At 65.4% G+C, this 26524-nt stretch carries 23 protein-coding genes; 12 read left to right on the top strand and 11 right to left on the bottom strand.

All coding sequences use genetic code 11. The features are described from left to right. Positions 1–17: 17 nt before the first annotated feature. A complete protein-coding gene (locus CLU95_RS22655) occupies positions 18–413 on the bottom strand; it encodes a hypothetical protein (protein ID WP_099795668.1) in 396 nt (131 codons plus the stop codon). Between the two features lie 470 nt (positions 414–883). Continuing rightward, positions 884–1690, bottom strand: coding sequence for an orotidine-5'-phosphate decarboxylase (gene pyrF, locus CLU95_RS22650; protein WP_257214698.1), 807 nt, complete (start codon positions 1688–1690; stop codon positions 884–886). Between the two features lie 114 nt (positions 1691–1804). Here pyrF and CLU95_RS22645 point away from each other — a divergent pair, with 114 nt between their 5' ends. Both CLU95_RS22645 and CLU95_RS22640 read left to right on the top strand, forming a co-directional pair. Then, positions 1805–2365 (top strand): dihydrofolate reductase family protein, encoded by a 561-nt coding sequence (locus CLU95_RS22645; RefSeq protein ID WP_099795667.1) that lies wholly within the window; start codon positions 1805–1807, stop codon positions 2363–2365. A gap of 312 nt (positions 2366–2677) precedes the next feature. After that, positions 2678–3100, top strand: coding sequence for an ester cyclase (locus CLU95_RS22640; protein ID WP_180288661.1), 423 nt, complete (start codon positions 2678–2680; stop codon positions 3098–3100). A 71-nt stretch (positions 3101–3171) separates the two neighbouring features. Here CLU95_RS22640 and CLU95_RS22635 read toward each other — a convergent pair whose 3' ends face one another. Together CLU95_RS22635 and CLU95_RS22630 are read right to left on the bottom strand one after the other, a co-directional pair. Beyond that, on the bottom strand, positions 3172–3837 hold the full coding sequence (locus CLU95_RS22635) for a tRNA-uridine aminocarboxypropyltransferase (protein WP_099795665.1): 666 nt from the start codon (positions 3835–3837) through the stop codon (positions 3172–3174). 439 nt (positions 3838–4276) lie between these two features. Next, positions 4277–5743 (bottom strand): aminotransferase-like domain-containing protein, encoded by a 1467-nt coding sequence (locus CLU95_RS22630; RefSeq protein ID WP_099795664.1) that lies wholly within the window; start codon positions 5741–5743, stop codon positions 4277–4279. Between the two features lie 291 nt (positions 5744–6034). Between CLU95_RS22630 and CLU95_RS22625 the strand changes: the two genes are divergently transcribed. Continuing rightward, positions 6035–6358: a hypothetical protein gene (locus tag CLU95_RS22625; protein WP_099795663.1), complete on the top strand. Its 324-nt coding sequence runs from the start codon at positions 6035–6037 to the stop codon at positions 6356–6358. Between the two features lie 390 nt (positions 6359–6748). Here the strand turns inward: CLU95_RS22625 and CLU95_RS22620 are convergent, their stop codons facing one another. The 4 genes from CLU95_RS22620 to CLU95_RS22605 form a co-directional block, all read right to left on the bottom strand. Continuing rightward, positions 6749–7387, bottom strand: coding sequence for a hypothetical protein (locus tag CLU95_RS22620; protein WP_099795662.1), 639 nt, complete (start codon positions 7385–7387; stop codon positions 6749–6751). Positions 7388–7542: 155 nt separating this feature from the next. Further along, complete coding sequence (locus tag CLU95_RS22615) at positions 7543–7989, bottom strand: hypothetical protein (protein WP_099795661.1); 447 nt, start codon at positions 7987–7989, stop codon at positions 7543–7545. 161 nt (positions 7990–8150) lie between these two features. Next, positions 8151–8423 (bottom strand): hypothetical protein, encoded by a 273-nt coding sequence (locus tag CLU95_RS22610; RefSeq protein ID WP_099795660.1) that lies wholly within the window; start codon positions 8421–8423, stop codon positions 8151–8153. A 491-nt stretch (positions 8424–8914) separates the two neighbouring features. Beyond that, on the bottom strand, positions 8915–9802 hold the full coding sequence (locus tag CLU95_RS22605; RefSeq protein WP_099795659.1) for a LysR family transcriptional regulator: 888 nt from the start codon (positions 9800–9802) through the stop codon (positions 8915–8917). Positions 9803–10065: 263 nt separating this feature from the next. On the opposite strand from CLU95_RS22605, the gene CLU95_RS22600 reads away from it, so the two are divergent. Beyond that, the gene (locus CLU95_RS22600; RefSeq protein WP_099795658.1) at positions 10066–13611 is read left to right on the top strand and encodes an indolepyruvate ferredoxin oxidoreductase family protein; all 3546 of its coding nucleotides are present in this window, start codon (positions 10066–10068) and stop codon (positions 13609–13611) included. A gap of 46 nt (positions 13612–13657) precedes the next feature. Here CLU95_RS22600 and CLU95_RS22595 read toward each other — a convergent pair whose 3' ends face one another. Beyond that, positions 13658–14632 (bottom strand): hypothetical protein, encoded by a 975-nt coding sequence (locus tag CLU95_RS22595; protein ID WP_099795657.1) that lies wholly within the window; start codon positions 14630–14632, stop codon positions 13658–13660. A 219-nt stretch (positions 14633–14851) separates the two neighbouring features. Here CLU95_RS22595 and CLU95_RS22590 point away from each other — a divergent pair, with 219 nt between their 5' ends. The 5 genes from CLU95_RS22590 (at position 14852) to CLU95_RS22570 (ending at position 20274) form a co-directional block, all read left to right on the top strand. Next, positions 14852–16183, top strand: a complete 1332-nt coding sequence (locus CLU95_RS22590; RefSeq protein WP_099795656.1) for a C4-dicarboxylate transporter DctA — start codon at positions 14852–14854, stop codon at positions 16181–16183. 5 nt (positions 16184–16188) lie between these two features. Further along, entirely contained in the window at positions 16189–16896 is a 708-nt protein-coding gene (locus tag CLU95_RS22585) for a GntR family transcriptional regulator (RefSeq protein WP_099795655.1), read from the top strand. A 171-nt stretch (positions 16897–17067) separates the two neighbouring features. Further along, positions 17068–18177: an AI-2E family transporter gene (locus CLU95_RS22580; RefSeq protein ID WP_099795654.1), complete on the top strand. Its 1110-nt coding sequence runs from the start codon at positions 17068–17070 to the stop codon at positions 18175–18177. Positions 18178–18322: 145 nt separating this feature from the next. Beyond that, the gene (locus CLU95_RS22575) at positions 18323–18760 is read left to right on the top strand and encodes a DUF2141 domain-containing protein (protein WP_099795653.1); all 438 of its coding nucleotides are present in this window, start codon (positions 18323–18325) and stop codon (positions 18758–18760) included. An 11-nt stretch (positions 18761–18771) separates the two neighbouring features. Beyond that, on the top strand, positions 18772–20274 hold the full coding sequence (locus CLU95_RS22570) for a carotenoid oxygenase family protein (RefSeq protein WP_099795652.1): 1503 nt from the start codon (positions 18772–18774) through the stop codon (positions 20272–20274). Positions 20275–20464: 190 nt separating this feature from the next. On the opposite strand, the gene CLU95_RS22565 is transcribed toward CLU95_RS22570, so the two are convergent. After that, complete coding sequence (locus CLU95_RS22565; protein ID WP_070062397.1) at positions 20465–21367, bottom strand: LysR family transcriptional regulator; 903 nt, start codon at positions 21365–21367, stop codon at positions 20465–20467. Positions 21368–21558: 191 nt separating this feature from the next. Between CLU95_RS22565 and gcl the strand changes: the two genes are divergently transcribed. From gcl to CLU95_RS22550, 3 genes are read left to right on the top strand one after another with little or no spacing between them, the layout of a single operon-like run. Further along, the gene (gene gcl / locus CLU95_RS22560) at positions 21559–23352 is read left to right on the top strand and encodes a glyoxylate carboligase (protein ID WP_099795651.1); all 1794 of its coding nucleotides are present in this window, start codon (positions 21559–21561) and stop codon (positions 23350–23352) included. A 17-nt stretch (positions 23353–23369) separates the two neighbouring features. Further along, entirely contained in the window at positions 23370–24155 is a 786-nt protein-coding gene (gene hyi / locus CLU95_RS22555; protein WP_099795650.1) for a hydroxypyruvate isomerase, read from the top strand. Between the two features lie 23 nt (positions 24156–24178). Next, on the top strand, positions 24179–25099 hold the full coding sequence (locus tag CLU95_RS22550) for a 2-hydroxy-3-oxopropionate reductase (RefSeq protein WP_099795649.1): 921 nt from the start codon (positions 24179–24181) through the stop codon (positions 25097–25099). Positions 25100–25101: 2 nt separating this feature from the next. On the opposite strand, the gene CLU95_RS22545 is transcribed toward CLU95_RS22550, so the two are convergent. Further along, positions 25102–26439, bottom strand: a complete 1338-nt coding sequence (locus CLU95_RS22545; protein WP_099795648.1) for an NAD(P)/FAD-dependent oxidoreductase — start codon at positions 26437–26439, stop codon at positions 25102–25104. Between the last annotated feature and the right edge of the window lie 85 nt (positions 26440–26524).

Genomic DNA, 26524 nt, shown 5'->3' with positions numbered 1-26524 from the left:
CGCCCCCTCTCGCACCCTCACTCGAACCGTATCTCGGCGACAGTCGGCGCACTCGGCTCCCTGGTCTTGGCATTCGCGATGGCGCCGTCTTTTTCGTTCCTGAACCAGTAGCGGCACCCGGTTCGAGAAATCATCGTCACGCACATCGAGCCGTCGGCGTTGAGCACCCACTTGCCCGACGCCTTGCCAGGCCCGCTTTGGTTGACGAAGTCGACGCGGCCATCCGAATGGAACTGCCAGCGCGAGACCATGCCGGTCGACAGATTGCTTGAAACGATGGGCTTGCCGATCAAGGTGGTCTCGATCTCGGCTTTGCTCAGAAACACGCGGCCATGGATGGGTGGGGGCTCCTCGGAGATGGCGGGCACGACGGCAAGGCACAGCAGCGTGCGGATGGCGTAGCGGGTGAACATGACATGCCCCTCTGACGTCGCGCGGTCGGCATGCGTTCAGCCGTGCGCGTGCGTCCAAGCGCTGGGTTGGCCTGTCGGTAACGCCCGATGGCGTTACATGGCATTAACTAAAAAGCGCTACTTTCCTGCGCGCCAGATCCGGCCGGTGTACGCGAACGAGGCCTGCTTCTTCCTGCGCTCCACAGCCACGCCGGGAGGCGGTGGCCCGAGATCCAGACGCGGAAGGCGGCGTTCTTTTTCTGTGACGACACGACTTGTGCTCCGAGACCCCTCGGCAAGGTGACCGAAGGGCGTTGTGGGGTGGCCTGCGCGAACACCGTGGCAACGGCGCCGGCGACGGCGGAAGAGCACTGTGAAGGCATCTGTGCGGTGGCTTGTATGGCGCTGTGTCGTGCGTACGGCGCTTGTAAATGCGCCTGTTGATTTCCGCGCAGACCTGACCCGCGTTTCGGATGAAGCTCCTGGCCGCTTCAGCTTTGCGGGATAGCGGTAGCCAGCTCAGCGCGCACGGCCGCGAACACGGCAGCGGGATTCGAGGCACGCGATATGGGGCGACCAATGACCACATGCGTCGCGCCAGCCTCGATGGCCTGCGCGGGAGTTGCAGCCCGCGCATGGTCATTCTGCTCATCGCCTGAGAGCTGCGTGCCTGGCGTCACGACAAGCGCACCGGGCGGCAGGACCTCACGAAGCAGCCTCGCCTCCAACGGCGACGAGACAACGCCATGGCAACCAGCTGCGGCTGCAAGACGGCCCAGTCGCACGACCTGCTCCGGAACCGTCGAGGCGACGCCGACCTCTTCCAGATCCTGATCACTCATGCTGGTGATGACCGTGAGCGCAAGAATCTTCAGCTGAGGGAACTGGCTCGCGGCCTGAACGGCCGAGCGAAGCACGGCGGAACCGCCGCAGGCGTGCACCGTCACCATCGAAGCCCCCAGATGTCCGGCCGCGGTGACCGCGCCAGCCACCGAGCTTGGAATTTCCAGCAGCTTGAGGTCGAGGAAAACACTTTTCCCCGCATCTACGAGCTCGCGAACGACCGAAGGTCCTGCCGCCGTCAGCAGCTGCAGGCCTACCTTGTAGAACGTCGTCGCTGCGCCCAGCTGCGTCACGAGGTCCGCCGCCAATGCGGCGGTAGGGAAGTCGAGCGAAACGATGATGCGGCTGTCCGTACCCATTGACTTGTCCTCGATGCCGATGCCCCGCACTCGCAGGAAAACCGCGAGCTGGGCGTGCGTGCGCAGCCTATCAGCTGGCGGGCAGAATGCGGCCACGAACGGTCATTCACGGTGCCGCCCGCGTGCCGAAAGCAGCCGGTCCAGCAGACCGAGCAGGTACTCGTAGACAAGCGACAGTTCAGCGAACCGCCCAACCCGAAGGAGACTCGCATGGGACTTCTAACCTTCAGCCTCAACGTCACCCTGGACGGCTGCGTCGACCACCAGGAGGGCATCGCCGACGACGAAACGCACGCCTTCTTCACCCGTCTCATGGACGAAGGTGGCGCGATGCTGTGGGGCCGCACCACCTACGAGATGATGGAGAGCTACTGGCCGGCGGTCGCCCGCGGCGATGTGGAGGCGCCGCCGGCGTTGCGTGAATGGGCGCTCAAGCTGGAGACCAAGCCGAAGTACGTCGTGTCGTCGACGCGAACGGACTTCCCGTGGACCCACAGCCACCACATCGCCGGCGACCTGCGCTCGGGCGTGCAAAAGCTCAAGGACGCGACCCCGGCCGGCGTGCTCCTCGGCAGCGGCAAGCTCGCGACCGAGCTGGACCGGCTGAACCTGATCGACGAATACAAGTTCCTCGTTCACCCCAGGATCGCCGGGCACGGCCCGACCCTGTACCAGAGCGGGCTGCCGAATACGCGACGGCTTGAGCTGGTCTCGGCGAAGCCGCTCAGCAACGGCGCGGTCGCAATGCATTACCGGCGCGCGCGCGGCTAACCATCGGTTGCGGTGGACGGTCCGCTGCGCGGCCCGCGGCTGAACGGGAGCGTTGAACGACTGCTTCCGGGGAGCGCCCGGCACCCGCTATGGGCCCGCTCATGACGGCGGTGCGACCGACGACAGTCGGCCACAACCGGCCGTTCAGCGTCGCGCTTCAGCCCCGTCGTGTTGTGCCTCGGATGAGGGGACCCTGTCGCTGGTCTCGCAGGAATAGCGAAAGTCGTGCGCGCTTCCATTCTTGATACTTCGCTCCGCTGAACGCAACCGATATCATGCGGAACCTCGACTCTGTACCCCCAGGGGAATATCGTGCTCGAACAGAACAAGGCAATTGTGAAAGAGTTCCTGTACCGGGTACTCTCCCTCGGCGACATTGCCGCGACCGGCGACTACTTTCACACCGACATGGTGGAGGAGGTTCCGTTGCCAGGGCAAGGTCCTGGCCTTGCCGGCCTCAAGGAAACCTTGGTTGCGCTGCGACTGGCGTTTCCCGACATGCGCTGGGATGTTGAAGAGCAGATAGCAGAAGACAACCGGGTCCTGACGCGCTTTGTGTGGCACGGAACGCATCAGGGCACATTCTTTGGAATTCCTCCTACGCAGAGGTCGGTCCGCGTCTCGGGCATGGTCATCGACCGCTTCGAGGGAGCGAAGGTCAAATCCACGCGAATTCTCATGGACACGCTGGGTCTCATGCAGCAGCTCGGTGCGTTGCCGGGAAGTCCGACGTAATTTGGCGGGCCGTCATTTGCGGCCAATCAGAAGCGCTGGTAGCTGTCGGCCAAAACCAGCCATTTAGCGGGTCACTTAAATGCCCCCGTAACCCTTGGTCGAGGGCAGGACTTGTCGGTTTGCGCGTTTCGCTGCCCGCCAGCCTGCTCCAAGTACTCTACAAACCCGTCGAAGGCATTCAACAAGGGCTGGAACCGCGCCGCACCGCCCTCCAGTTGGCACAAGGCGTAGCAGGTCGCCTCCAGCGTGGACAGTTGGTCGGGCCCATGGGCTTTGCGGATACGGTAGTGCGAAGGCGGCATGTTGTGCAGGGCCAATCGGGGCAACTGTTGCAGTGCCGGGCTTTGGTAGAGCATCTTTCGGCTTTTGCGCCAGGTGCCGTCCAGCACGACCAGGCGCAGGCGCGACGGGGCTTGCGGCCACTCGGGCGGCAGCGGGGGTGGAGCTCGCAGGTCCGGGGCGGTATCTTGCAGACTGTCCGGGTACAGCAGCAGCGTGTGCTTGCCGTCCACCGGCCAGACGGGCACGGCAAATGCCTCCCCCACCACCAAGCGGCAGTGCGCCAAGCTGAGGTGCAGCAGGCGGGCACTGCCTTTGGTCTGGTGTACCTCCAGCGGGTGCTGCAGCACCAGTACCTCCACCGCGTGGGCGGTGGGTGCGACCCAGCGGCAAATGCAGGCGCTGAGCGGGCGCAGGCAAGCGGTGCACTGGGGGCGTGGGACTAAAGCGGCGGACAAGACTGGATTTTATTCAGCCTGCCTGGCTGGACAATGCCTGGAAGGAGATGTCTCTTAGCTTTGGCGCGACGACCGGCAGCTTTGGACAATGTCGGAAGAGCGCAGTGGGCCGATTGCAGACATTGGGCCCTCCTGAAAGCGGTCGCTCGACCGAAGATATGGAATGGGCCCTGAGGAGGCCGTCAAAGTCTGAAAAAAGCACTCGCTGCTAGCGAAGGTGGACGAGTCTCAATGAGTCAAGGAATTCTCAACTGGCCACTCGGCAACGTGTAAAGCGCAGTCGTCCACGACGCCCTCAATCTTGTCGCCAAGAAGTCGGGGCTACCACTTTAGGCCTTCGTGCCATCTTGCGGCGAAGCGTCGACGACTGGGCAGAAGCGGCACGCGTGACGTTGAGAGTCAGTCGAAGGCGGCGGACCTCGACCTGCGTTGACGCTAACTAGGGTCTCGACGAACGTTCCTCGAAGATTGGCCCCGAATTTCCAGTTGTAGATTTCAGCTGCGCGTTGGCGAGATCTCCAAGACTCCTGATAGCCCCTTCCAAGCGCGGGTCGCCGAGATACCCGTAGTTAATGCGCAGGTGCCGGGTGTATCGGCGGTCGGCTGAAAACAAATGGCCCGGCGCTACGCCTATGCCGAGCCGAAGAGCGTCCTGGTGCAGTGCGAGCGAGTCGACACCTTCTGGCAGCGCGAGCCACAGGAAATAACCACCCTCGGGGCGCGTGACCCGCGTTCCAGTTGGAAAGTATCGATCGACAAGTCGCAAGCATGCAGCCTGCTGGCGGCTGAGCGAATGCCGCAGGGCGCGCAGGTGGCGATCGAAACTCTTGTGTTGCAGGTACTCCTGCAACGCCAGTTGCGAGGGGAGTGCCGTCGCCAGCGAGCTCATCAACTTGTTGCGACCCAAAGTGGCTGCAAAGCGACCGCCCGCTACCCAACCGATGCGATATCCGGGTGCCAGGGATTTCGAGAAAGAACTGCAGTGCAGCACCCAGCCGTCCCGGTCCCAGGCCTTGGCTGGTGGCGGTCTCCGAGCCCCATGCGCGAGCTCGCCGTACACGTCGTCTTCGATCAGCGGTATGGCGCGGGTGGCGAGCATGCTGACCAATTGCTCTTTGGCTGCGTCGCTCATGGTGCAGCCCATTGGATTCTGGAAGGTCGGCATGAACCAGCAGGCCTTCACCGGATGCTGGTCGATCACGCGAGCAAGAGAGTCGAGATCTACGCCTGTTCGCGGGTGGGTCTCAACCTCGACCGCGCGAAGACCGCGCCGCTCCAGTGCCTGCAACGCACCATAAAAGGTTGGCGTTTCGATCGCCACGAGGTCGCCTGGCTGCGTCACCGATTCGAGCGCAAGATTGAGGGCTTCCATCGCCCCGCTGGTGATGACCAGTTCAGACGCAGGAACATCCATCCCGACGCTGCCGTAACGGAGGGAAATCTGATGGCGCAACAGGGCGTTTCCTGGTGACAAATCCTCGACGGTCTGCCAAGGATCCATCCGCTTGAGCGCTCGCGTCAGGCCGGCGGCAAGTTGCTCGAAGGGAAACAGCTCTGGCGACGGAAAGGCCGAGCCGAGCGGGACCATATCGCGCTCGCGAGCCTGTGCAAGGACCTGAAAGACAAGCGACGAGACGTCGACCGACATGGACCGCAGGACAGGCTCGCTGGCGGCGAGTTCGTTGGCCGGCATTTCCGCGCCCGCTCGAACGAAGTATCCCGACCGCTGCCGAGCTTCGACAAGCCCTTGCGCCTCCAGCAGGTAGTAAGCAGAGAACACGGTGGACGCACTGATGCCCATTTGCGACTTCAGTTCGCGCACGGAGGGAAGGCGATCGTTCGCCTTCAGGCTACCCGCGCGAATACGCTGAGCGATGTTGTCGGCAAGCTTCTCGTAGCGGTTCATGGGCATCTCTTTCTGATACGGTCGTTCTGGACCGATCCCGAGATTTTCGTATCAGATGTCGGCCTGCCCCGGAGCGACTACCGGCCTCCTTGCATCTGATACGGAAATTTTCAGCTGATCTGGTTCTGTACGTATCAGCCTAGAAGATGAACACTCGACAGCACGATGAGAGTGCTTCTGTGGTGCAGGCAGACTGCTCCGCCTTTCGACCCATGTATTGCGTGCTTTTCGACGCGCCTTGCGGACGCCCATTTAGCTCACCGCAACCGTTTCGTTAGATTGATTGATTGATTGAATTTCCGTTTCTTCATCGATCTATTGAGCTACTCGCCGCACTCGGGCACTTCGCCGCCTGTCACCATTGATATCCCTTCAATCATGAATTCAATCCCTATCTCTTTTGTTATTTTCAAGGTTCTCGTGCTCAGCTTGGGCATGTATTTAGCCGTCAAGTGGCACTACGATCGAGGACAGAAGGACAAGAATCAAAAGACAGCTGCAGTGGTACTGACATCCATCAAGGTGGGCGGGGCGTTTGTCGCTTCTGCGTTCCTCGTGCTCTTCCTCACCTTTGAATTTTGCAATTGGATGGGTCTGGACCTGGCCATGCAGTGATTGGAAGTTTTCGGTCGATAGCTCGGATACGGTGCGACTAACGGCACGACCCTTTCAGAGACGGACATCGGCACGATGGCGCGGTATTTGGCTGGCATGCCGACGTGCGAGGCGAGCTCGCCGATGGCAAAGTTCTCGCCCAGAATTCATGTCAAGTGATCGCCCGGCTGCATAGTCTCTGCTCCTGCGCCAACCTGCGTTAGTGCCAGGCATCAGGCCAGTTACCTTCTTGCCAGCAGCCTTGAGGCGGCGCCGGAACTCGATCTAGCGATCTTCGGTTTTCATATTCGATGAGCTCGCCGAGCGGCTGCTTGTGGCCGGCTGTAGCCGTACGGGCTGTTGACAGAAAGGGCCCAAAGCGGGCTTTGCCGAGTGCTCGAGAGCGGTCGTTCAGAGACTCATCTCGTCTACCCTTTGCAGCATCGCCATCCGTCTTTCACGCGGAAACATGCCCTTGTCCAAAGCCAAGAATGCTTCCCGCACCGCAGCGTATCGGGGAGGGTTCACGAGTTTTGCAAGTATCAAGGCTCTCATCGCTAGATGCTCAATGGGGCCGCCGGCGGTCGGGTTTGTATCAGCCAAAGGGTTCTTGTTTACCCATTCCTCGACCTCCTTAAGGTCAGCGAAGCGCGGGTAAAAGACCTTCTCCGAATGGTCAAGGAGGCCCGCGAGCTGACCAGCGACGTGTTCGACATCCGCTTCGACCGAAGTCAGCGAGACAGTCATGGGAGGTAGATGTCGCTCCCTGGGCTTGTATTGCAAGGTCCAGGTGTGCATCTGGTCCTCGCCGTAGACCATCCCCAACGTGTTCCAAGGGAGTTCGACCCGTTCGTGACGTACGTCGGCGAAGCAGTTGATTTCGTAGAACTTCCCGGCCCCCTTTGCGGTGCCCTGGTTTACGACCACGAACGAATCCTCACCGCTGTTTTGCTTCCGAACGAAGCAGTCCCATTTTTTTGAGAGCTCGAAGCCATGCTCTGCGAGTTTGGGTCGAAGAATCTTGGTGATGGCGCGCTCTATACGGTCCATGTTTTCGATTTTTTTATTGGCTTGTCCAATTGAATGACGGCTCCTGGCCGCGTGCAGACCATCGTCAGACGGCACCCAAGGTCCAACGTTGGAGTTAACCGACAAACAACTGCACAGCAGCTATTTGTCCGATCGAACGATTTGTGAGCCCTTGCTCAAACTTCATATGCATAGGTGCAACTGAGCTCAGCCCCTTTCAGTGCGGATCTAAAGGGTTCAGGCGCATCCTTGAGGACGGCGCCAAAGCTGGCGTTGAGTTTGCCGCCACCCATGCTGCCTTTGTACTTGATGCTCTTGGGCTTGGCTTGAAGCTGGAGCCTGTTTGAACCGGACAGCGCAGCCTCCACCGTGTAGATGCCACGACGGAAATCAGTGGACTCAGAGGTCTCTGCCTGTGGTGAAACCAAGCGGATGGTTTGCCCGCGGTAGGAGAGTTTCAGATCGACCTCGACAATGGAGGCGGGAACATCACCCGCCAAGGTGAGTGCCTGTCCCGCGTGACTCCCGGTGCAGTTCAGTTGCGCCGTATTTGCACCTGCGACGGCCTGACCCGAGAGGGCGAACAGCAACACGAGGGTGCAGAGAGGCAAGGTTTTTCTCATAGGACTTCCATGTGACTCATGCAATGTATGACGCACGACCTGAGAGACAAGCTGAGCAGCGCGGAACTTCCGGTCACGGCCTCCTCCACAAGAACGTTTCTGATCATAGGCGGAGCGATTCGCCGCTGCGTTTTTCAGCTCCGCAGCCCGCAGACCCGCCGCTAACCGCCGGCCTCAGCCGCTCCGCGCCGCGCCCTCTCACTCGCCTGAAACAACTCCCCCGCCTTGCGCGCCAGCTCCGCCGCAAGCCACAGCAGGTTGTCCAGTTGTCGAGGCCCTTCGCCGCTGCACCAGTCGATGTCTTCCCCGTGGCAGACCCACAGCAGGGCTTCGAGTTGGGCGAGTGTGTTTTCGAGGAGATTCGCCGGATCTTGGTGGGCGATTCCGGCGGGAGGTACCGGCGTGCGAGGCCGGGCTATAGTCTTGGTAGCCATTTTTGTGCGTTCCTTCCAAGGTGATTGCACGTCTTTGGTTAGACGGCTGGGGTGCTCTAACACCCCGGCCGTCGCCTTTTGATACCTCGCATTTGCATCGCTGCTTTCGCACCGACAACCTGCCGCGAGGCAAGCAGCCTTCCAACATTTCGATGGCTGTGTGTGTGGCGTCTTCCGAGTCCCCTTGGTGGGGTTTTGAGTGGCAGGGGCAGCTACTTTAGAGAAGAGCGCGGCGCAGTGCCGATTTCGTGCGGCACGAAGTCTCGAAGCGCGCCAACAAATGCAGCTTCCGCCATGCGCCGCGCACGGGCCTCACGGCGCCATGCCAGTCCGCAGCAGCGCCGAACACGCTCACGTCGATGGTGTGCTCCCCGCAGCGAAATCAAGGAGGAGGCCGCAGGCCGGGGGACATTCGCGGAGGGGAGTACGCCGTCGGCGTGGGCGTCGCCCCGAACAACAGCGACCGCAGCGCAAAGGCACCCCGCAAAAAACTAGGGCATCCCGCGCGCCAGCAGATGGTCCACCAACCGACGCTGTGGAAAACTCAACGCCTCCTGCCGCGTGCACAGGTACATCCGGCGTGAAGCCCACGCATCGGTGAGGTTGATGAAGCGCAGCTTCATCTCCTTGCGGTAAGTCACCGCCGCCCCCTCGGGCAGGATGCCCACGCCCATCCCTGCTTCGATCATCCGGCACACGGCCTCGAAGCTCTTCACCCGCACACGCAGCCGCAGCACCTTGCGCGCGCTCATCGCGGCGTCTTCCATGGTGCGGGAGATGGCCGAGTCGTCTTCGAGCCCCACGAAGTCGAAGTCGAGCAGCTCTTCGAACGACACCTCGCGCCCGCGCCACGGATGCTTCTGGCGCACGATGGCCACGAGCCGGTCGGTGCGGTACGGAATGAAATGCAGCGCCGGTTCGACCGCCTCGCTGGTGATCACGCCCACATCGGCCTGGCGGTCGCGGATGGCCTGCACGATGTAGACGCTGCGGTGCTCTTCCACGCTCACGCGGATCTCGGGGTAGCGCAGCCGAAAGCTCGCCACGTCGTCGGGCAAGAACTGCCCCATCGCCGACGCGTTGGCGTGCAGCCGCACACGGCCGGTGGCGCCCTGCGCGTAGTCGGACAGGTCGGCGCGCATGCGGTCCACGTCGCGCAGGATCTGACGCGCATGCATGGCCAGCGACTCGCCCGCGCCCGTGGGCGTCACGCCCTTCGAGGTGCGGTTGAGCAGCCCCACCCCGAGCTGGCTCTCGAGGATGGCCAGGCGCCGGCTTGCGGCCGACAGCACCATGTGGCTCTCGGCGGCGGCCTTCGACAGGCTGCCGTGCTCAATGGCGCGCAGGAACAGCGCCAGCGAATCCAGGTCGGGTCTCATCGGGTCCTCGGTCGATCGGGCGGACATTGTCGGGCCTGCGCGCTGGCGCCTGCATGACCGAAGGCCTTTCGGCGAATCGACTTCCGCGGCGATGGTTCTTCCGGAATGCGGGTTTCCCCCTCGAAACGAAGAAGCACTTTCGGCTCGCGGTGCGAAAGAATCGTCGCTGTCTCGGCGGCAACCCCGGCGAGGCGTTTCGCGGGCCGGCCCTCTACCGGGGCCACGCCCGCATTCCACGAGTCCTACCCGGAGTCTTCTCTCTCATGGCATCCCACGAACTCGCCAGCGTTGCGCTGGACGACAAATACACGGCCACCGAAGGCCGGATCTACCTGAGCGGCATCCAGGCGCTGGTGCGCCTCATGCTCGTGCAGAAATGGCGCGACCAGCAGGTCGGCCTGAACACCGCGGGCTTTGTCTCGGGCTACCGCGGCTCGCCGCTCGGCGGCCTGGACGAAGCGCTGTGGAAAGCCCAGCCGCAGCTCGAAGCCAACGCCGTCAAGTTCCTGCCCGGCGTGAACGAAGAGCTGGCCGCCACCGCCGTGTGGGGCACGCAGCAGGTGCACCTGACCGGCGAAAGCGCGGTCGATGGCGTGTTTGCCATGTGGTACGGCAAGGCGCCCGGCGTGGACCGCTGCGGCGACGTGTTCAAGCACATGAGCCACGCAGGCACGTCGCCGAAGGGCGGCATCCTGCTGGTGGCGGGCGACGACCACGGCGCGTCGTCCTCTACCCTGCCCAACCAGAGCGATCACTTGTTCGCGGCCTCGATGATTCCCATGCTCTATCCGCAGAGCGTGGAGGAATACATCGAGCTGGGCCTGCACGGCTTTGCGATGTCGCGCTTTGCCGGCCTGCCGGTCGGCTTCAAGGCGCTGGCCGACACGGTGGAGTCGTCGGGCTCCATTGCCGCCGGCGCGCTCGACGTGCACACGCGCCTGCCGAAGGACTTCGCGTTCCCGCCCGGCGGCGTGCATGCGCGGCTGTCGACCGACACGCTCGGCGTGCAGGCGCGCAAGCAGGAAGCGCTGATGCAGGACTACAAGATCTACGCCGCCATCGCCTACGCGCGCGAGAACCGCCTGAACCGCGTGACCATCGATTCGCCTCAGGCGCGGCTGGGCATCGTAGCCTCGGGCAAGTCGTACCGCGACGTGCTCGAAGCGCTCGAAGAGCTTGGCATCGACGCCGACGAGGCCGCGCGCATCGGCATTCGGCTGTTCAAGGTGTCGATGCCCTGGCCGCTGGAGCCCGACTCGATCCGCGAGTTTGCGGACGGGCTCGAAGAGATTCTGGTGGTCGAAGAGAAGCGCCAGATCGTCGAGTACCAGCTCAAGGAGCACCTGTACAACTGGCGCGAGAACGTGCGCCCGCGCGTGATCGGCAAGTTCGACGAGCAGGGCGAATGGGGCGCGCACCCGCGCGGCCAGTGGCTGCTGCCGGCCACGGCCGACTTCTCGGTGGCGCAGATCGCGCGTGTCATTGCCGGGCGCGTGGCGCGCTTTCACACCAGCGACCGCATCCGCATGCGGCTGGCGATTCTCGACGCGAAAGACGTGGTGCTCGGCAAGGCCGTGGCGACGCCCTCGCGACCGGCCTGGTACTGCGCGGGCTGCCCGCACAACACCTCGACCAAGGTGCCCGAGGGCAGCCTGGCGCTCGCGGGCATCGGCTGCCACGTGATGGCCACGGCCATCTACCCCGAGCACAACCGCACCACCACGCACATGGGCGGCGAAGGCGCGCCGTGGCTGGGGCAGGCCTGGTTCTCGAAGCGCAAACACGTGTTCGCGAACCTCGGCGACGGCACCTACTACCACTCGGGCTCGCTGGCGATCCGCGCAGCCGTGGCGGCAGGCGTGAACATCACCTACAAGATCCTCTACAACGACGCGGTCGCGATGACGGGCGGCCAACCGGTCGACGGGCCGATCACCGTGCCGCGCATCGCGCACCAGGTCGCCGCCGAAGGCGTGAAGCGCCTCGCGCTGGTGGCCGAAGACCCGACGCGCTGGGCCGATCGCAGCCTGCTGCCGCCCGACCGCGACGGGCTCTTTTCGCTGAGCGTGCACCACCGCGACGACATGGATGCAGTGCAGCGCGAGCTGCGCGGCTTCGAGGGCGTGTCGGTGCTGATCTACGACCAGGTGTGCGCGGCCGAGAAGCGCCGCCGCCGCAAGAAGGGCGAGTTCCCGCCCGCAGCGCGGCGCGTGTTCATCAACGACGCCGTGTGCGAAGGCTGCGGCGACTGCGGCGAGCAGTCGAACTGCACCGCCCTCCTGCCCAAGCAAACCGAGCTGGGCCTGAAGCGCAGCGTGGACCAGAGCGCGTGCAACGCCGATGAGTCGTGCATCAAGGGCTTCTGCCCGAGCTTCGTGACGGTCGAAGGCGTGAAGCCGCGCAAGCACGCGCCCGTGGCCGTGAAGGCCGCCGAAGAACCTGCCCTGCCCGCGCCGGTGCCGCTCGCGCTGGACGGCATGCACAACATCCTGATCACCGGCATCGGCGGCACGGGCGTGATCACCATCGGCGCGCTGATCGGCATGGCGGCGCACCTCGAAGGCAAGGGCGTGAGCGTGCTCGACATGACGGGCATGTCGCAGAAGAACGGCTCGGTCACGTCGCACGTGCGCATCGCGCGCGACGCGGCACAGCTGAAGGCGCAACGCATTCCCACCGGCGAGGCCGACCTGATCCTGGGCTGCGACATGCTCACGGCCGGCGCACCCGACGCCATCGCGCGCATGCGGCCGGGCCGCACCTATGCGCTGGTCAACACCTTCGAGCAGCCGACGGGGCACTTCGCGCAGCAGCCCGACTGGGAGTTTCCGGCCGCGCAGGTGCGTGCGCTCATCGAGGAATCGGTCGAAGGCCGCGCCGACTTCATCGACGCGACGCAACTGGCCACGCGCCTCATGGGCGACGCCATCGCGGCCAACCTGTTCCTGTTGGGCTTCGCGTTCCAGAAGGGGTTTGTGCCGCTGTCGGCCGAAGCGCTCGACAAGGCCATCGAGATCAACGGCGTGGCCGTGAAGGCCAACCAGGCCGCGTTCCGCTGGGGCCGCAAGGCCGCGCTCGACCTCGCGGCCGTCACGCGCCAGGCTGCGCCGGCGCAGGTGGTGTCGCTGCAGAAGCCGCAGAGTTTCGAGGCGCTGGTGGCCGACCGCACCGCGTTCCTCACGTCGTACCAGAACGCGGCCTACGCACGCAGCTACGCGGACCTCGTCGAACGCGTGCGCGACGCCGAGCAACGCACGCGCGGCAGCACCGTGCTCGCCAAGGCCGTCGCCTCGGGCCTCTTCAAGCTCATGGCCTACAAGGACGAGTACGAGGTGGCGCGCCTGTACGCCGACCCGCGCTTCATGGAAAAACTCGGCGAGCAGTTCGAAGGCAAGCCCGTGCTGCGCTTTCACCTGGCGCCGCCGGTGCTGGGCCGTCGCGATGCCGAAGGCCGCGCGCTGAAGACCAGCTTCGGCCCGTGGATGCTCGGCGCCTTCCGCGTGCTCGCGAAGCTGCGCGGCCTGCGCGGCACGGCGCTCGATCCGTTCGGCCGCACTGCCGAGCGCCGCATGGAGCGCCAGCTCGTTGCCGACTACCGCGCGATGGTCGAAGACCTGCTCGCGCGCTTCGAGCGCATCGACTTCGACACCGCGCTGTCGCTGGCGCGCCTGCCGGAGCAGATCCGCGGATTCGGGCATGTGAAGGAAGAAAGCATCGTGTCGGCGCGCGTGCGGTGGGCGATGCTGCGTGGGCAGCTCGATACCGTGGCGCCTGCGCGGACTGCGCGCGCGGAGCCGGTGGTCGCTTGAGGGACGGGGGCGGCCGTGTGCCGCCCCTTGTCGTTCATTGCGTGCCTCAGAGCATCTTCCACTTCTTGCGGTCGATGACGCGCCGGCGCGTGTCCATGTTCAGCTGCGACAGCTCGATGGTCACCTGGTCCTTCGTGATGTCGACCAGCCCCCAGTTGCGCTGAAGCGCACCGATGGTGACGCCGGTGCGCAGCGCGGCGCCGGAAGACGTGGCTTCGAACAGGCTCCAGGCACCGGCCGGCCACGGCACGGCGAAGCGGTTCTCGTGAACGTCGCCGCTCAGGATGAGGATGCGGCGCTTTTCCGCGAGCTTGAGGATCGCGGCATGCTCGGCCGCGCAATCCATCCAGGTCTCGCCGTGGCGGGATTCGAAGGTGAGGCCGCTGGCGATGAGGTGCACCGTCTTCTCGTCCGAGTCTTCGATGGCCTTTTTCAGCTTCTTCATCTGCGCGCTGCCCAGCACGGCGTCCTCGCCGCCCTTGGTCTTGTAGCTGCGGCCGTCCGTGAGGTGCAGCATCACGGCCCCGTCCGGGTCGCCGGCGTTGCTCAGCATGAGGGGCCGATAGCCCGGCTCGGGGACGCCGGAGGCCCAGGGATCGCCGGCCTTGGGAAATTTCTTCGGATCGTGTGAGTCAAGCGCCTTGCGGTATTCCTGAAACGCCGCGCGGGTCGGGTCCAGCAAGTGCCGGTACGACGGCTGCCCCTCGATTTGCGCACCACAGGCGCCATTCCACAGAAAGTCGTGGTCATCCCAGATCGGATGAATCTGCAGGTCGGTCTTGCTCACCAGCTTGGCGAACTCCTTCTGGTTCAACTGGTCGCGCAGCCGACCGAAGGCATGGATCGCGAAGTCGTTCGCCCCCATTGCCTTGATCGCGCCGATGTCGGAACCGTCCGCGTCGTAGTAGGCCGAGTCGCCCAGCAGCACCAGGTGCGTCGCGCCGGAAGCGCCAACCTGTGTCCAGACAGGCTGGTCTTTGAAGGTCTGGGCACTGAAGCAGGAAGTAAAGGCGATCTTCATCGGGGGCTCTCCTCGTTGTGGGTGGCGGATGCTAGGAGCCGCTTCAAAACGCCGCCTCCCCCATCCATGGGAGCGCTTCGTCCCGGCCCTCGAAGCCCCTCAAAAAGCCCCGGGAATACCCTCTGAACCCCTTGAAGTCTTCTTGCCTACAGTTCTTGTATGCAAGAAAAAGCGATCCTTGCATGCAAAACCTCGACACGACAACGACAGGAGATTTCCATGCCTCGCTTTGCCAAATCGCTCTTCGGACAGGTGGTCATCGCACTGGTGATCGGCGTGCTCGTCGGCCTCTTTGCGCCCGAGTTCGCCGCCAAGCTCAAGCCACTCGGCGACGGCTTCATCAAGCTGATCAAGATGATCATTCCCGTGCTGGTGTTCTGCGTGGTGGTGCATGGCATCGCCGGCGCGGGCGACCTCAAGCGCGTGGGCCGGGTCGGCGTGAAGGCGCTGATCTACTTCGAGGTGCTGACCACCATCGCGCTGGCGATGGGCCTGGTGCTGGCCTTCGTGTTCGAGCCGGGCGTGGGCATGAACGTCGACCCCAAGACGCTCGACGCCAGCGCCATGAGCGCCTACGCCTCCAACGCCGACAAGCTCACGAGCGGCGGCACGGTCGAGTTCCTGATGAAGCTCATTCCCACCACGGTGGTGGCCGCCTTCGCCACCGGCGACGTACTGCAGGTGCTGCTGTTCGCGGTGCTGTTCGGCTGCGCGCTCTCGCTGCTGGGCGACCGCGGTGCGCCGGTGGCGGCGGTGGTCGACGCGCTCTCGCTGGTGCTGTTCAAGATCATGGGGATCATCATCAAGCTGGCGCCGCTGGGCGTGCTGGGTGCCATTGCCTTCACTGTCGGCAAGTACGGCATCGGCTCGCTCAAGCAGCTGGGCATGCTGGTCGCGCTCTTCTACGGCGCGGTGCTGATCTTCGTGTTCGTGGTGCTGGGGCTGGTGATGCGCTTCTCGGGCTTCAGCCTGTGGAAGCTGCTGCGCTACCTGCGCGAAGAGCTGGCCATCGTGTTCGCCACCACCTCGTCGGACAGCGTGCTGCCGCAGATCATGGCCAAGCTGCGCCGCATGGGCATCCGCGATTCGACGGTGGGCCTGGTGATTCCCACGGGCTACTCGTTCAACCTGGACGCGTTCTCGATCTACATCACGCTGGCGGCCGTGTTCATTGCGCAGGCGACCAACACGCCGATCTCGATGGCCGACCTGCTGACCATTCTGGCGATTGCGCTGGTCACCTCGAAGGGCGCGCATGGCGTGCCGGGCTCGGCCATCGTGGTGCTGGCCGCCACGCTGCATGCGATTCCGGCGATTCCCGCCATCGGCCTGGTGCTGGTGCTGTCGGTCGACTGGTTCATGGGCATCGCCCGCGCGCTGGGCAACCTGATCGGCAACTGCGTGGCCACCGTCGCCATCGCAGCCTGGGAAGGCGACATCGACCGCGAGCGTGCGCATGCCGTGCTCAACGGCACCTACTCGCCCGACGACGAGCCGCTGACCGAAGCGCCCGTGGTAAACACCGGCACCGCCGCTTCCACCGCCCACTGAAAAAAATGCCCGCCGACGTCAGCCCCACCGCCATCGCCGAACGCGTCGTCGAGGCCATCCTCGCGCAGAAGCTCGCGCCCGGCGACCGGCTCGGCGAGCAGGCGCTGGCCGAGAACTTCTCGGTCAGCCGCACCATGGTGCGCGAGGCGCTGATGCAGCTGCAGGCGCGCGGTTTCGTCGAGGTGCAGTCGCGCCGCGGCTGGTACGTGGTGGAGCCCTCGGCCGAGGAAGCGCGCGACGCTTTCTCGGCGCGCCGCATCGTCGAGGCCGGCATCCTCGCGGCCAGCGAAGGCCGGCCGCTGGGCCAAGTGATCCGCAAGCTGCGCGACCACATCGCCGACGAGCAGCGCGCCATCGAAGGCGCCGATGCCGCCACGCGCGCCTTCCTGCTGGCCGACTTCCATGTCTGCCTGGCCGAGCAGATGGGCCACCAGTTGTTGGTCGACGTGCTGCGCGACCTCACGGCGCGCACCACGCTGGCCGCCACGCTCTACCAGTCGAAGCACGAGGCCGGGCAGTCGTGCGCGGAGCACGGCGCCATCGTCGAGGCGCTCGAGGCCGGCAACATCGCGCAGGCGCGCCAGCTCATGCTCGACCACATCGGCAATGTCGAACGGGCGCTGGAGGTCGACGCGACCGCCGAGCCCGATGCCCCGAGCCGGCTGCGCGCCACGCTGGCGCCCGTGGCGCTGCCGCGCGCGGCCAAGCGCTGAAGCTGTGCCCTGTCGTGCATTTGTGCCACCGCCAGCTATCAATTGAATAGCTGACACTCGCCGCCGGTCTTGCGCCTGCGGCGTTTTTTCTGGGCAAGCCTGCTGCGCCGCACAAGGGCGCGCCGGCTGACACGGCGACGGGTTCCGGCTCGGCTACAGTCCGAGACACTTATGAACTCTCCCCAACTTCAGCGCGGCGTCTTCCTCGCCCTGCTTGCTGCTGTCACCGTCGCCTTTCTGTGGGTGCTGATGCCGTTCTTCGGCGCGGTGCTCTGGGGGGTGGCGCTGGCGATTCTGTTCACGCCGCTGTTCAAGTGGCTGCTCAAGAAGATGCCCGGCCGGCACAACGCCGCAGCGCTCTCGACGCTGGCGATCTGCTTGTTCATCGTGATCCTGCCGCTGGCCATGCTGGGCGTGTCGCTGGTGCAGGAGGTGTCGCTGATCACGCAGAGCATCCGCTCGGGCCAGATCAACTTCGCGGCCTACTTCCAGCAGATCCTGGACGCCACGCCGCAGTGGCTGATGAACATCGTGGAGCGCTTCAACCTGGGCGACATGGCAGCCTGGCAGGAACGCATCTCGACCATGGCGGGCCAGGCCAGCCAGCTCATTGCGAGCCAGGCGCTGGCCATCGGGCAGAACACCTTCGACTTCGTCATCAGCTTCTTCGTGATGCTGTACCTGCTGTATTTCCTGGTGCGCGACGGCGCGACGCTGTCCAAGACGATGCGCGACGCCGTGCCGCTGGCCAAGCCGCACACGCACTACTTGCTGAACAAATTCACCACCGTGATCCGCGCCACCGTGAAGGGCAACGTGGCCGTGGCCATTGCGCAGGGCACCATCGGCGGGCTGGCGTTCTGGTTCCTCGGTGTGCAGGGCGCGCTGCTGTGGGCCGTGCTGATGGCCTTCCTGTCGCTGCTGCCGGCCGTGGGCGCGGCGCTCATCTGGGGGCCGGTGGCCATCTACTACCTGGCCACGGGACACTTCTGGCAGGGCGGCGTGCTGATCTTCATCGGCGTGTTCGTGATCGGCCTGGTCGACAACATCCTGCGCCCCGTGCTGGTGGGCAAGGACACGCAGATGCCCGACTACATCGTGCTGATGTCGACCATCGGCGGCATGGCGATCTTCGGCATCAACGGCTTCGTGATCGGGCCGGTGATCGCGGCGCTGTTCATGGCCGCCTGGAGCCTCTTTGCGGACTCGGGCCACGTGGGCACCGGGCACGCGATCGAAGAGGCCGCAGAAGCCCCGAAGAACGGGCGGGACAAGACCTGACAGCGCGCCGGACCTCACTCAGGCCGCGGCGTTCGCTCCTTCTGCGCGCATTTCGCGCGCGCATTCACGCATTCCGTCGCATGACGCTGGGCACCGCCCGGCGACTGCGGGATCGTCGGGCCCTCCATCCACCACGAGGCCTGCCATGCACCTTCCCGCTTTGCTCTCCCGCCCCGCCGCGCGCGCTCTTCTCGCGGCCGCCGCGCTCGCCCCGCTCGGCGCCCTGGCCGCCGACCTGAACCTCAGCATCGCCGACGGCCCGGCCGCCGGCGCCACGCTCTACGTCGCGCTGTACAACGACGCCGCCGGCTATACCGAGAGCAAGGCCGTCGCCTCTCAGACCGCGCCGATGCGCGAAGGCAAGGCCCGCTTCGTCTTCACCGACCTGGCACCGGGGCGCTACGCGCTGCGCGTGTTCGCCGACGAGAACGGCAACGGCAAGCTCGACACCAACCTGGTGGGCATGCCGATCGAACGCTATGGCTTCTCGAACGACGCCAAGGGCAACCGTGGCGCGCCCGACTTCGAGGCCGCGGCCTTCCGCGTCGATGCCGACGCGCAGGCCGTCATCCATCTGCGCTGAGGAGCACCGCCATGGAACGACGCGAACTCCTGCGCCTGCTGGCCGCCGCCGGCGCCCTGCCCCTCTTCAGCCCGCTGGCGCGTGCTGCCGGCACCACCGACGACAACTGGCAAGCCCAGTTCGAAGCCGCCGACGCCCCGTGGAAGATCGGCTTCGCCACGCCCCCGGGCGACCTGCCGCTGACCCGCGCCACCGTGCGCGGTCGCTTCCCCGACGCCGTGGCCGGCACGCTGTTCCGCATCGGCCCGGCCGGCCACGACCTGGGCGGTGAGCGCTACCACCACTGGTTCGACGGCGACGGCATGGTCCACCGCTTCGTCATCGAGGGCGCCGACGTGCGGCACCAGGGCCGCTATGTCGCCACGCCCAAACGCGTGGCCGAAGTGAAGGCCGGCCGCCGCCTCACCGAGGCCTTCGGCACCATGCCGCCGGGCGTGGAGCCGCCCACCTCGGCCGATGCCATCAACGTCGCCAACACCAGCGTGCTGCCGATGCAGGGCGAGGTGCTCGCGCTGTGGGAAGGCGGCTCGGCCACGCGCATCGATGCGCGCACGCTCGACACGCTGGGCGTGAAGACCTGGCGCGCCGACCTCGCGGGCATGCCCTTCTCGGCCCACCCCAAGGTCGACCCGGACGGCACCGTGTGGAACTTCGGCGTGAGCTCGGGCCAAAGCCTGCTCGCGCTGTACGAGATCGCGCCCGGCGGCGCGCTGCGTCGCGCGGCCGTCGTGCCGGTGCCCGAGCTGCCGATGGTCCACGACTTCGCCGTGACCGCGCGGCACCTGGTGTTCCTCATGCCGCCGCTGGTGTACGACAGCAAGCGCAAGGAGGCCGGCGCAAGCTTCCTCGACGCCCACGTCTGGCGGCCTGAACTGGGCATGCGCGCGCTGGTGGTCGACAAGCAGAACTGGGACAAGCGCCAGCTGTTCGAGCTGCCGGCCGGCTTCCTGTTCCACGTCGGCAATGCCTGGGAAGAAAACACGCCCCGCGGTGCGCGCATCCACGTCGACTACGTGCGCACGCAGAACGCCGAGTCGGTGTTCACCAGCAACCGCGAGGTGATGCGCGCGCGCCGCGTGCGCCGCAACGAACCACGCCTGACTGTCGCCACGCTCGACCTGGGCACTGGCAAGGCCACGCAGCGCGAATTGCCCATGGAAGCCGAGTTCCCGCGCATCGATCCGCGCCGCGTCGGCATGCGCCACCGCCAGGTGGTCCACGCCACACAGACGCGCGCCGACGTGCCGGGCTTCGGCGCGGTCGCGCGCACCGACATCGAGACCGGGCGCAGCCAGCGCTTCAGCTACGGCGTGCAGGCCATCGTGGAAGAGCATGTCTTCGTGCCGGATGGCGCGAAGCCCGGCTGGGTGCTGGGCACGGCGCTGGACTTCGGTCGGCAGCGGACGGTGCTGTCGTGCTTTGCAGCCGACCACTTGGCCGCTGGGCCTGTGGCGCAGGCGACGCTGCCTTATGCGCTGCCGCTGGGGTTGCACGGTGCCTTCGTGAAGGCCTGAACAGGGCGTGAGCGTTGTCGTTCAGGGCGACGCTCACGCCGACGGTGGTTGATGGGCAGATCACTCGCCGCGTGCCCAAGTGCGCAGGGCATTGGGTGCTCCCCGCAGCGAAATCAAGGAGGAGCGAAGCGGGGGACATTCGCGGAGGGGAGTACCCGATGTCCTGTGCACACGCCCTGAACAAACCACGTCAGGCGTCCCACCACCCCTCATCAAACCGCCCCTGCAGAAACGCCACAAACCCCGACACCTTCCCCGGCACTAATTTGGGCGAAGGAAACACCGCGTGAATCTCCTGCTCAGGCAACGCATGGTCCCCAAGGACGGCGTTCACCTTCCCCGCAGCCAGCGACTCACTCGCCACGTAACGAGGCATCAGCGCAATCCCCAACCCATCACGCGCCGCAGCCAGCACCGCCGACAGGTTGTTGGAACGGAAGCGCCCCGACACAGGCACCGTCACCGGATCGCCCTTCGGCGTGTGCATGCGCCAGAACTCGTCGCCCACCACGCTGCTGTAGATCAGCGCCACGTGCGCACTCAGGTCTTGCGCGCGCTTGGGCGTGCCGTGCTTCTTCAGGTAGGCCGGCGACGCCACCATGACCCACGGGTTCGCGCCGAGGTAGCGCGCACCCAGTGACGAGTCGGCCAGCTTGCCCATGCGGATCGCCACGTCGATGCCCTGCGCGATGAGGTCGACGTAACGGTCTTCAAAGCTCAGGTCGAGCTGCACCTGCGGATGCCGGCGCATGTACTCCAGCGCCAGCGGCACCACCACGCGTCGCCCGAAAGCCACCGAGGTGCCCACGCGCAGCAGGCCCTGCGCCTGGTTCTGCCGCAGCTGCACGATGCTGTCGGCCTCCTCGGCGTCGCGCACGATGGTCTTGCACTTCTCGTAGTAGAGCGCGCCCGGCTCCGTGAGGCTCACGCCGCGCGTGTTGCGGTTGAGCAGCCGCACCTTGAGGCGCGCCTCCGTGGCCGCGACCTGCTTGGTCACGGTGGGCTGCGTGGTGTTGAACTCGCGCGCCGCCTTCGAGAAGCTGCCAGTCTCGACGACCCGCACGAACATTTCCATAGCCAGTAGTCGGTCCATGAATACTCCTTACCCCCATCGCTCATCACTTCGTGTATCGCTGCCCCCCGAGGGGGCCGGTCGCCTTGGGGCGGCCCGGCGGCGACCATGGTAGCCAGTTATTCCATGGCGGAATAGGTTTTATGGTCCCCAGCCGTCTTCTTGGAATGCGCCCCGCTTCCTACAGTGAGGCCACCTCAAGGAGACTTTCAATGGCAAAGATGACAGCGGTCCAGGCCGCAGTTCTGGTGATGGAAAAAGAAGGCGTGACGCAGGCCTTCGGCGTGCCGGGCGCAGCAATCAACCCGCTGTACTCGGCGATGCGCCAGCGCGGCAGCATCGCGCACATTCTGGCGCGCCACGTCGAGGGCGCCTCGCACATGGCCGAGGGCTACACCCGCGCCATCGCCGGCAACATCGGCGTGTGCATCGGCACCTCGGGCCCGGCGGGCACCGACATGATCACGGGCCTGTACTCGGCCTGGGCCGACTCCATTCCCATTCTTTGCATCACCGGCCAGGCACCGCGCGCACGCCTCTACAAGGAAGACTTCCAGGCGGTCGACATCGAGTCGATCTCCAAGCCCGTCACCAAGTGGTCGGTCACCGTGCGCGAACCCGGCCAGGTGCCGCAGGTGTTCCAGCAGGCCTTCCACCTCATGCGCTCGGGCCGCCCCGGCCCCGTGCTCATCGACCTGCCCTTCGACGTGCAGATGGCGCAGATCGAGTTCGACATCGACGCCTACGAGCCCCTCAAGCCCTACAAGCCGGCCGCCACGCGCGCCCAGATCGAGAAGGCCATCGGCATGATGCAGGCGGCCGAGCGCCCGCTGATCGTGGCCGGCGGCGGCATCATCAACGCCGACGCATCCGACCTGCTCGTGCGCTTTGCCGAAGCCACCGGCGTGCCGGTGATCCCCACGCTCATGGGCTGGGGCACCATTCCCGATGACCACCCGCTGATGGCCGGCATGTGCGGCCTGCAGACCAGCCACCGCTACGGCAACGCCACCGTGCTTGCTTCGGACTTCGTGCTCGGCATCGGCAACCGCTGGGCCAACCGCCACACCGGCTCGGTCGACGTCTACACCAAGGGCCGCACCTTCGTGCACGTGGACATCGAGCCCACGCAGATCGGCCGCGTGTTCACGCCCGACTTCGGCATCGTCTCCGACGCCAAGGCCGCGCTCGAACTCTTCGTCGAAGTGGCCGAGGAAATGAAGGCCGCGGGCAAGCTCACCGACCGTGGCGCCTGGGCCGGCGAATGCCGCGAGCGCAAGAAGACCTTGCTGCGCAAGACCAACTTCGACACCGTGCCGATGAAGCCGCAGCGCGTGTACCAGTGCATGAACAACCACCTGGACCGCGACACCTGCTACGTGAGCACCATCGGCCTGTCGCAGATCGCGGCCGCGCAGTTCCTGCACGTGTACAACCCGCGCCACTGGATCAACTGCGGCCAGGCCGGCCCGCTGGGCTGGACCATTCCTGCCGCGCTGGGTGTGCGTGCCGCCGACCCGACGCGCAAGATCGTCGCGCTCTCGGGCGACTACGACTTCCAGTTCATGATCGAAGAGCTGGCCGTGGGCGCGCAGTTCAAGCTGCCCTACCTGCACATCGTGGTCAACAACTCCTACCTCGGCCTGATCCGCCAGTCGCAGCGAGGCTTCGAGATGGACTACTGCGTGCAGCTGGCGTTCGACAACATCAACGCACCGGCCGACGCCGGCATCGAAGGCAGCTACGGCGTCGATCACCTCAAGGTGGTCGAGGGCCTGGGCTGCAAGGCGATCCGCGTGCACAAGCAGGAAGAGATGGCGCCCGCCATCGCCCGCGCCGAAGCGCTCATGGCCGAGTTCCAGGTGCCGGTCGTCATCGAAGTGATGCTGGAGCGCGTGACCAACATCGCGATGGGCACCGAGATCGACGCCATCAACGAATTCGAACCGCTGGCCGAAAGCATGGCCGACGCACCGACCGCCCTCGCGGTGGCGATGCTGGACTGATCGAGGAGACAAGAGACATGCCCAAGTTCGCCGCCAATCTCACGATGCTCTTCACCGAGCTGCCGTTCATGCAGCGCTTCGAGGCGGCCGCCAAGGCCGGCTTCGAGGCGGTGGAGTACCTCTTCCCCTACCCCTTCGACAAGAAGGAACTCACGGCCGCGTTGCGCACGAATGGCCTGCAGCAGGTGCTGCACAACCTGCCGGCCGGCGACTGGGACAAGGGCGAGCGCGGCATCGCCTGCCACCCGGACCGCACCGGCGAGTTCCGCGAAGGCATCGCGCTGGCCATCGACTACGCCACGGCGCTGGGCTGCCCGCAGCTCAATTGCCTGGTCGGCAAGGTACCGGCGGGCGTGAGCACCGATGCCGCGCACAAGACCGTGGTCGAGAACCTGCGCCTTGCCGCGCGCGAGCTGGAAGCCGCGGGCCTGCGCCTGCTGATCGAGCCGATCAACACCTTCGACATCCCCGGCTTCTTTCTCACGCGCACCGACCAGGCGCTGGCGCTGATCGACGAGGTGGGTTCGGACAACCTGCGCGTGCAGTACGACATCTATCACGCACAGCGCATGGAAGGCGAGCTGGGCAACACGCTCACGAAGCAGCTGGCACGCATCGGCCACATCCAGCTGGCCGACAACCCCGGCCGCGGCGAGCCGGGCACGGGCGAGATCAACTACCCGTGGCTGTTCCAGCACATCGATGCGCTGGGCTACGACGGATGGATCGGCTGCGAGTACAAGCCCCGCGCCACCACGGTGGAAGGCCTCGGCTGGCGCGAAGCCCTCACGAAGAAGCAATGAACGTTCACGAAGGAAACAGAGACATGACCACTGCAGCAGCAAGCGCACAAAAAATCGGATTCATCGGCCTGGGCATCATGGGCGCCCCCATGGCGGGCCACCTGCTCGACGCAGGCCACGAGCTCTTCGTGAACACGCACGGCAACACGCCCGAGCCCTTCGTCTCGAAGGCCACCATCTGCGGCTCGGCCGCCGAAGTGGCGCGCAAGGCCGACATCATCTTCATCATGGTGCCCGACACCCCAGACGTGGAAAAGGTGCTGTTCGGCGTGCCGGGCGCGGAAGGCGTGGCCGACGGCCTGAAGGGTTCGCAGGGCAAGATCGTGGTGGACTGCAGCTCCATCGACCCGATCGCCACCAAGGAATTCGCACGCCGCATCGTCGCGCTGGGCGCCGGCTACATCGACGCGCCGGTCTCGGGCGGCGAAGTGGGCGCCAAGGCCGCGAGCCTGACGATCATGTGCGGCGGCGACGAAGGCACCTTCGGCCGCGTGAAGCCGCTGCTCGACAAGATGGGCAAGAACGTGACGCTGGTGGGCGGCGCGGGCGACGGCCAGGTCTGCAAGGTGGCCAACCAGATCATCGTGGCGCTGAACATCGCCGCCGTGAGCGAAGCGCTGGTGTTCGCCTCGAAGGCCGGCGCCGACCCCGCCAAGGTGCGCCAGGCGCTGATGGGCGGCTTTGCCAGCTCCCGCATTCTCGAAGTGCACGGCGAACGCATGATCAAGCGCACCTTCGCGCCGGGCTTCCGCATTTCGCTGCACCAGAAGGATTTGAACCTCGCGATGCAGAGCGCGCGTTCGCTGGGTGTGGCGCTGCCGCAGACCGCGAACGCGGCGCAGCTGATGAACGCCTGCGCGGCAATGGGCTACGGCCAGCTGGACCACTCGGCGCTGGTGAAGGCTTTGGAAGCCCTCGCCCAGCACACGGTCACCCCAGACTGAAACTAGGTCTTTGCGGCGTCCAGAGACTCTTTCAGGTTGCGTCGGCGCCATGCCCAGGTCTTCACGGCCTGCGGCAGGATGCCGATGCACGACGCGTAGTACGTCACCTTGAAGCCCCAGAAACGCGGCCCGATGGGCGTGTTGCGGAACAGGTCGCCGGCCAGGATGGACAGCAGCGCCTCCTGCATGCGCCAGATGTTGCGCGGCGCCATGAACAGGCGGCGGATGGCGGGCGAGGTGATGCGGTAGATGAACCACGAGAACATCTTCGGGCCGTGCTTCATCACCTTCTCGTAATGGCGGAAGGCCTTCTCGGCCTCTTTCGCCTCGCCCTTGAGCCAGTGGTCTGCGCAGGCCGCGGCCTCGAAGCCGCTGTTCATCGCCAGGTACACGCCCGACGAGAACATCGGGTCGACAAAAGCATAGGCGTCGCCCACCATCATGAAACGGTCGCCGCGGCAGAACTTCGAGTCGTAGGCGTAGTTGCCGGTGGAGGTGGCGCCTTCCATCAGCGTGGCGTTCTTCAGGCGCGCGGCCAGCTTGGGCGCAAGCGCAATGGTTTCCATGAGGAAGTCTTCGAGCGAGCCCTTGCGGCGCTTGAAGTAGGCCGGCGAGGCCACCGCGCCGACGCTCACGGTGCCGTCCTTCAGCGGGATGTACCAGAACCAGCCATGGTCGAACCAGAACAGCGAGATGTTGCCCTCGAAGCGGCCCGGACGGCGCTCGGCGTTGGCAAAGTGGCCGTACAGCGCCGCGCTCGCATGCTTGCGGTTGCGCTGCTTGGCATCGAACTGGTTCGACAGCAGCGTGTCGCGCCCGCTGGCGTCGATCACGAAGCGCGGGCGCCATTCGGTCTCGGTGCCGTCGTCGGCCTTGACCTTCACGAGCGGCCGGTTGTCGGGCGTTCCCTTGCCTGCGTCCATGTCGACGCCGGTGACGCGCCGGCCTTCGAAGGTGCGCGCGCCGCGCTTGCCGGCATGGCGAAACAGCAGCTCGTCGAACTCCGAACGGCGCACGTGCACCGCATAGGGAAAGCTCTTGTCCATCGCCTGGCCGAAGTCGAAGTGGCTGGTGTGGTCATGCCAGGGCGAGACGAATTCGGCGCCGTGCTTGCGCAGGCCGATGGCCTCGACCTCGGTGCGCACGCCGAGCCGGTCGAACAGCGGCATGTTCATCGGCAGCAGGGATTCGCCGATGTGAAAGCGCGGGTGCTGCGCCTTCTCGAGCAGCACCACGTCGTGGCCCTTGTCTGCGAGCAAGGCGGCCACCGTGGAGCCCGAGGGGCCTCCGCCGATGACCACGACGTCCGGTTCGGTGCCAGTGAAAGGTCCGGGTGTCATTCGATGTCCCTCCGTGTTGTTCTGTCGCTCTGTCGTTCCAGGACGATGGTTCGCCGCACCGCCCGTGCGGCACGGATTTTTGCCC

Source organism: Variovorax sp. 54 (assembly GCF_002754375.1).
In the GTDB taxonomy this organism is placed as follows: domain Bacteria; phylum Pseudomonadota; class Gammaproteobacteria; order Burkholderiales; family Burkholderiaceae_C; genus Variovorax.
This window is presented reverse-complemented; position numbering and strand designations above follow the sequence as displayed.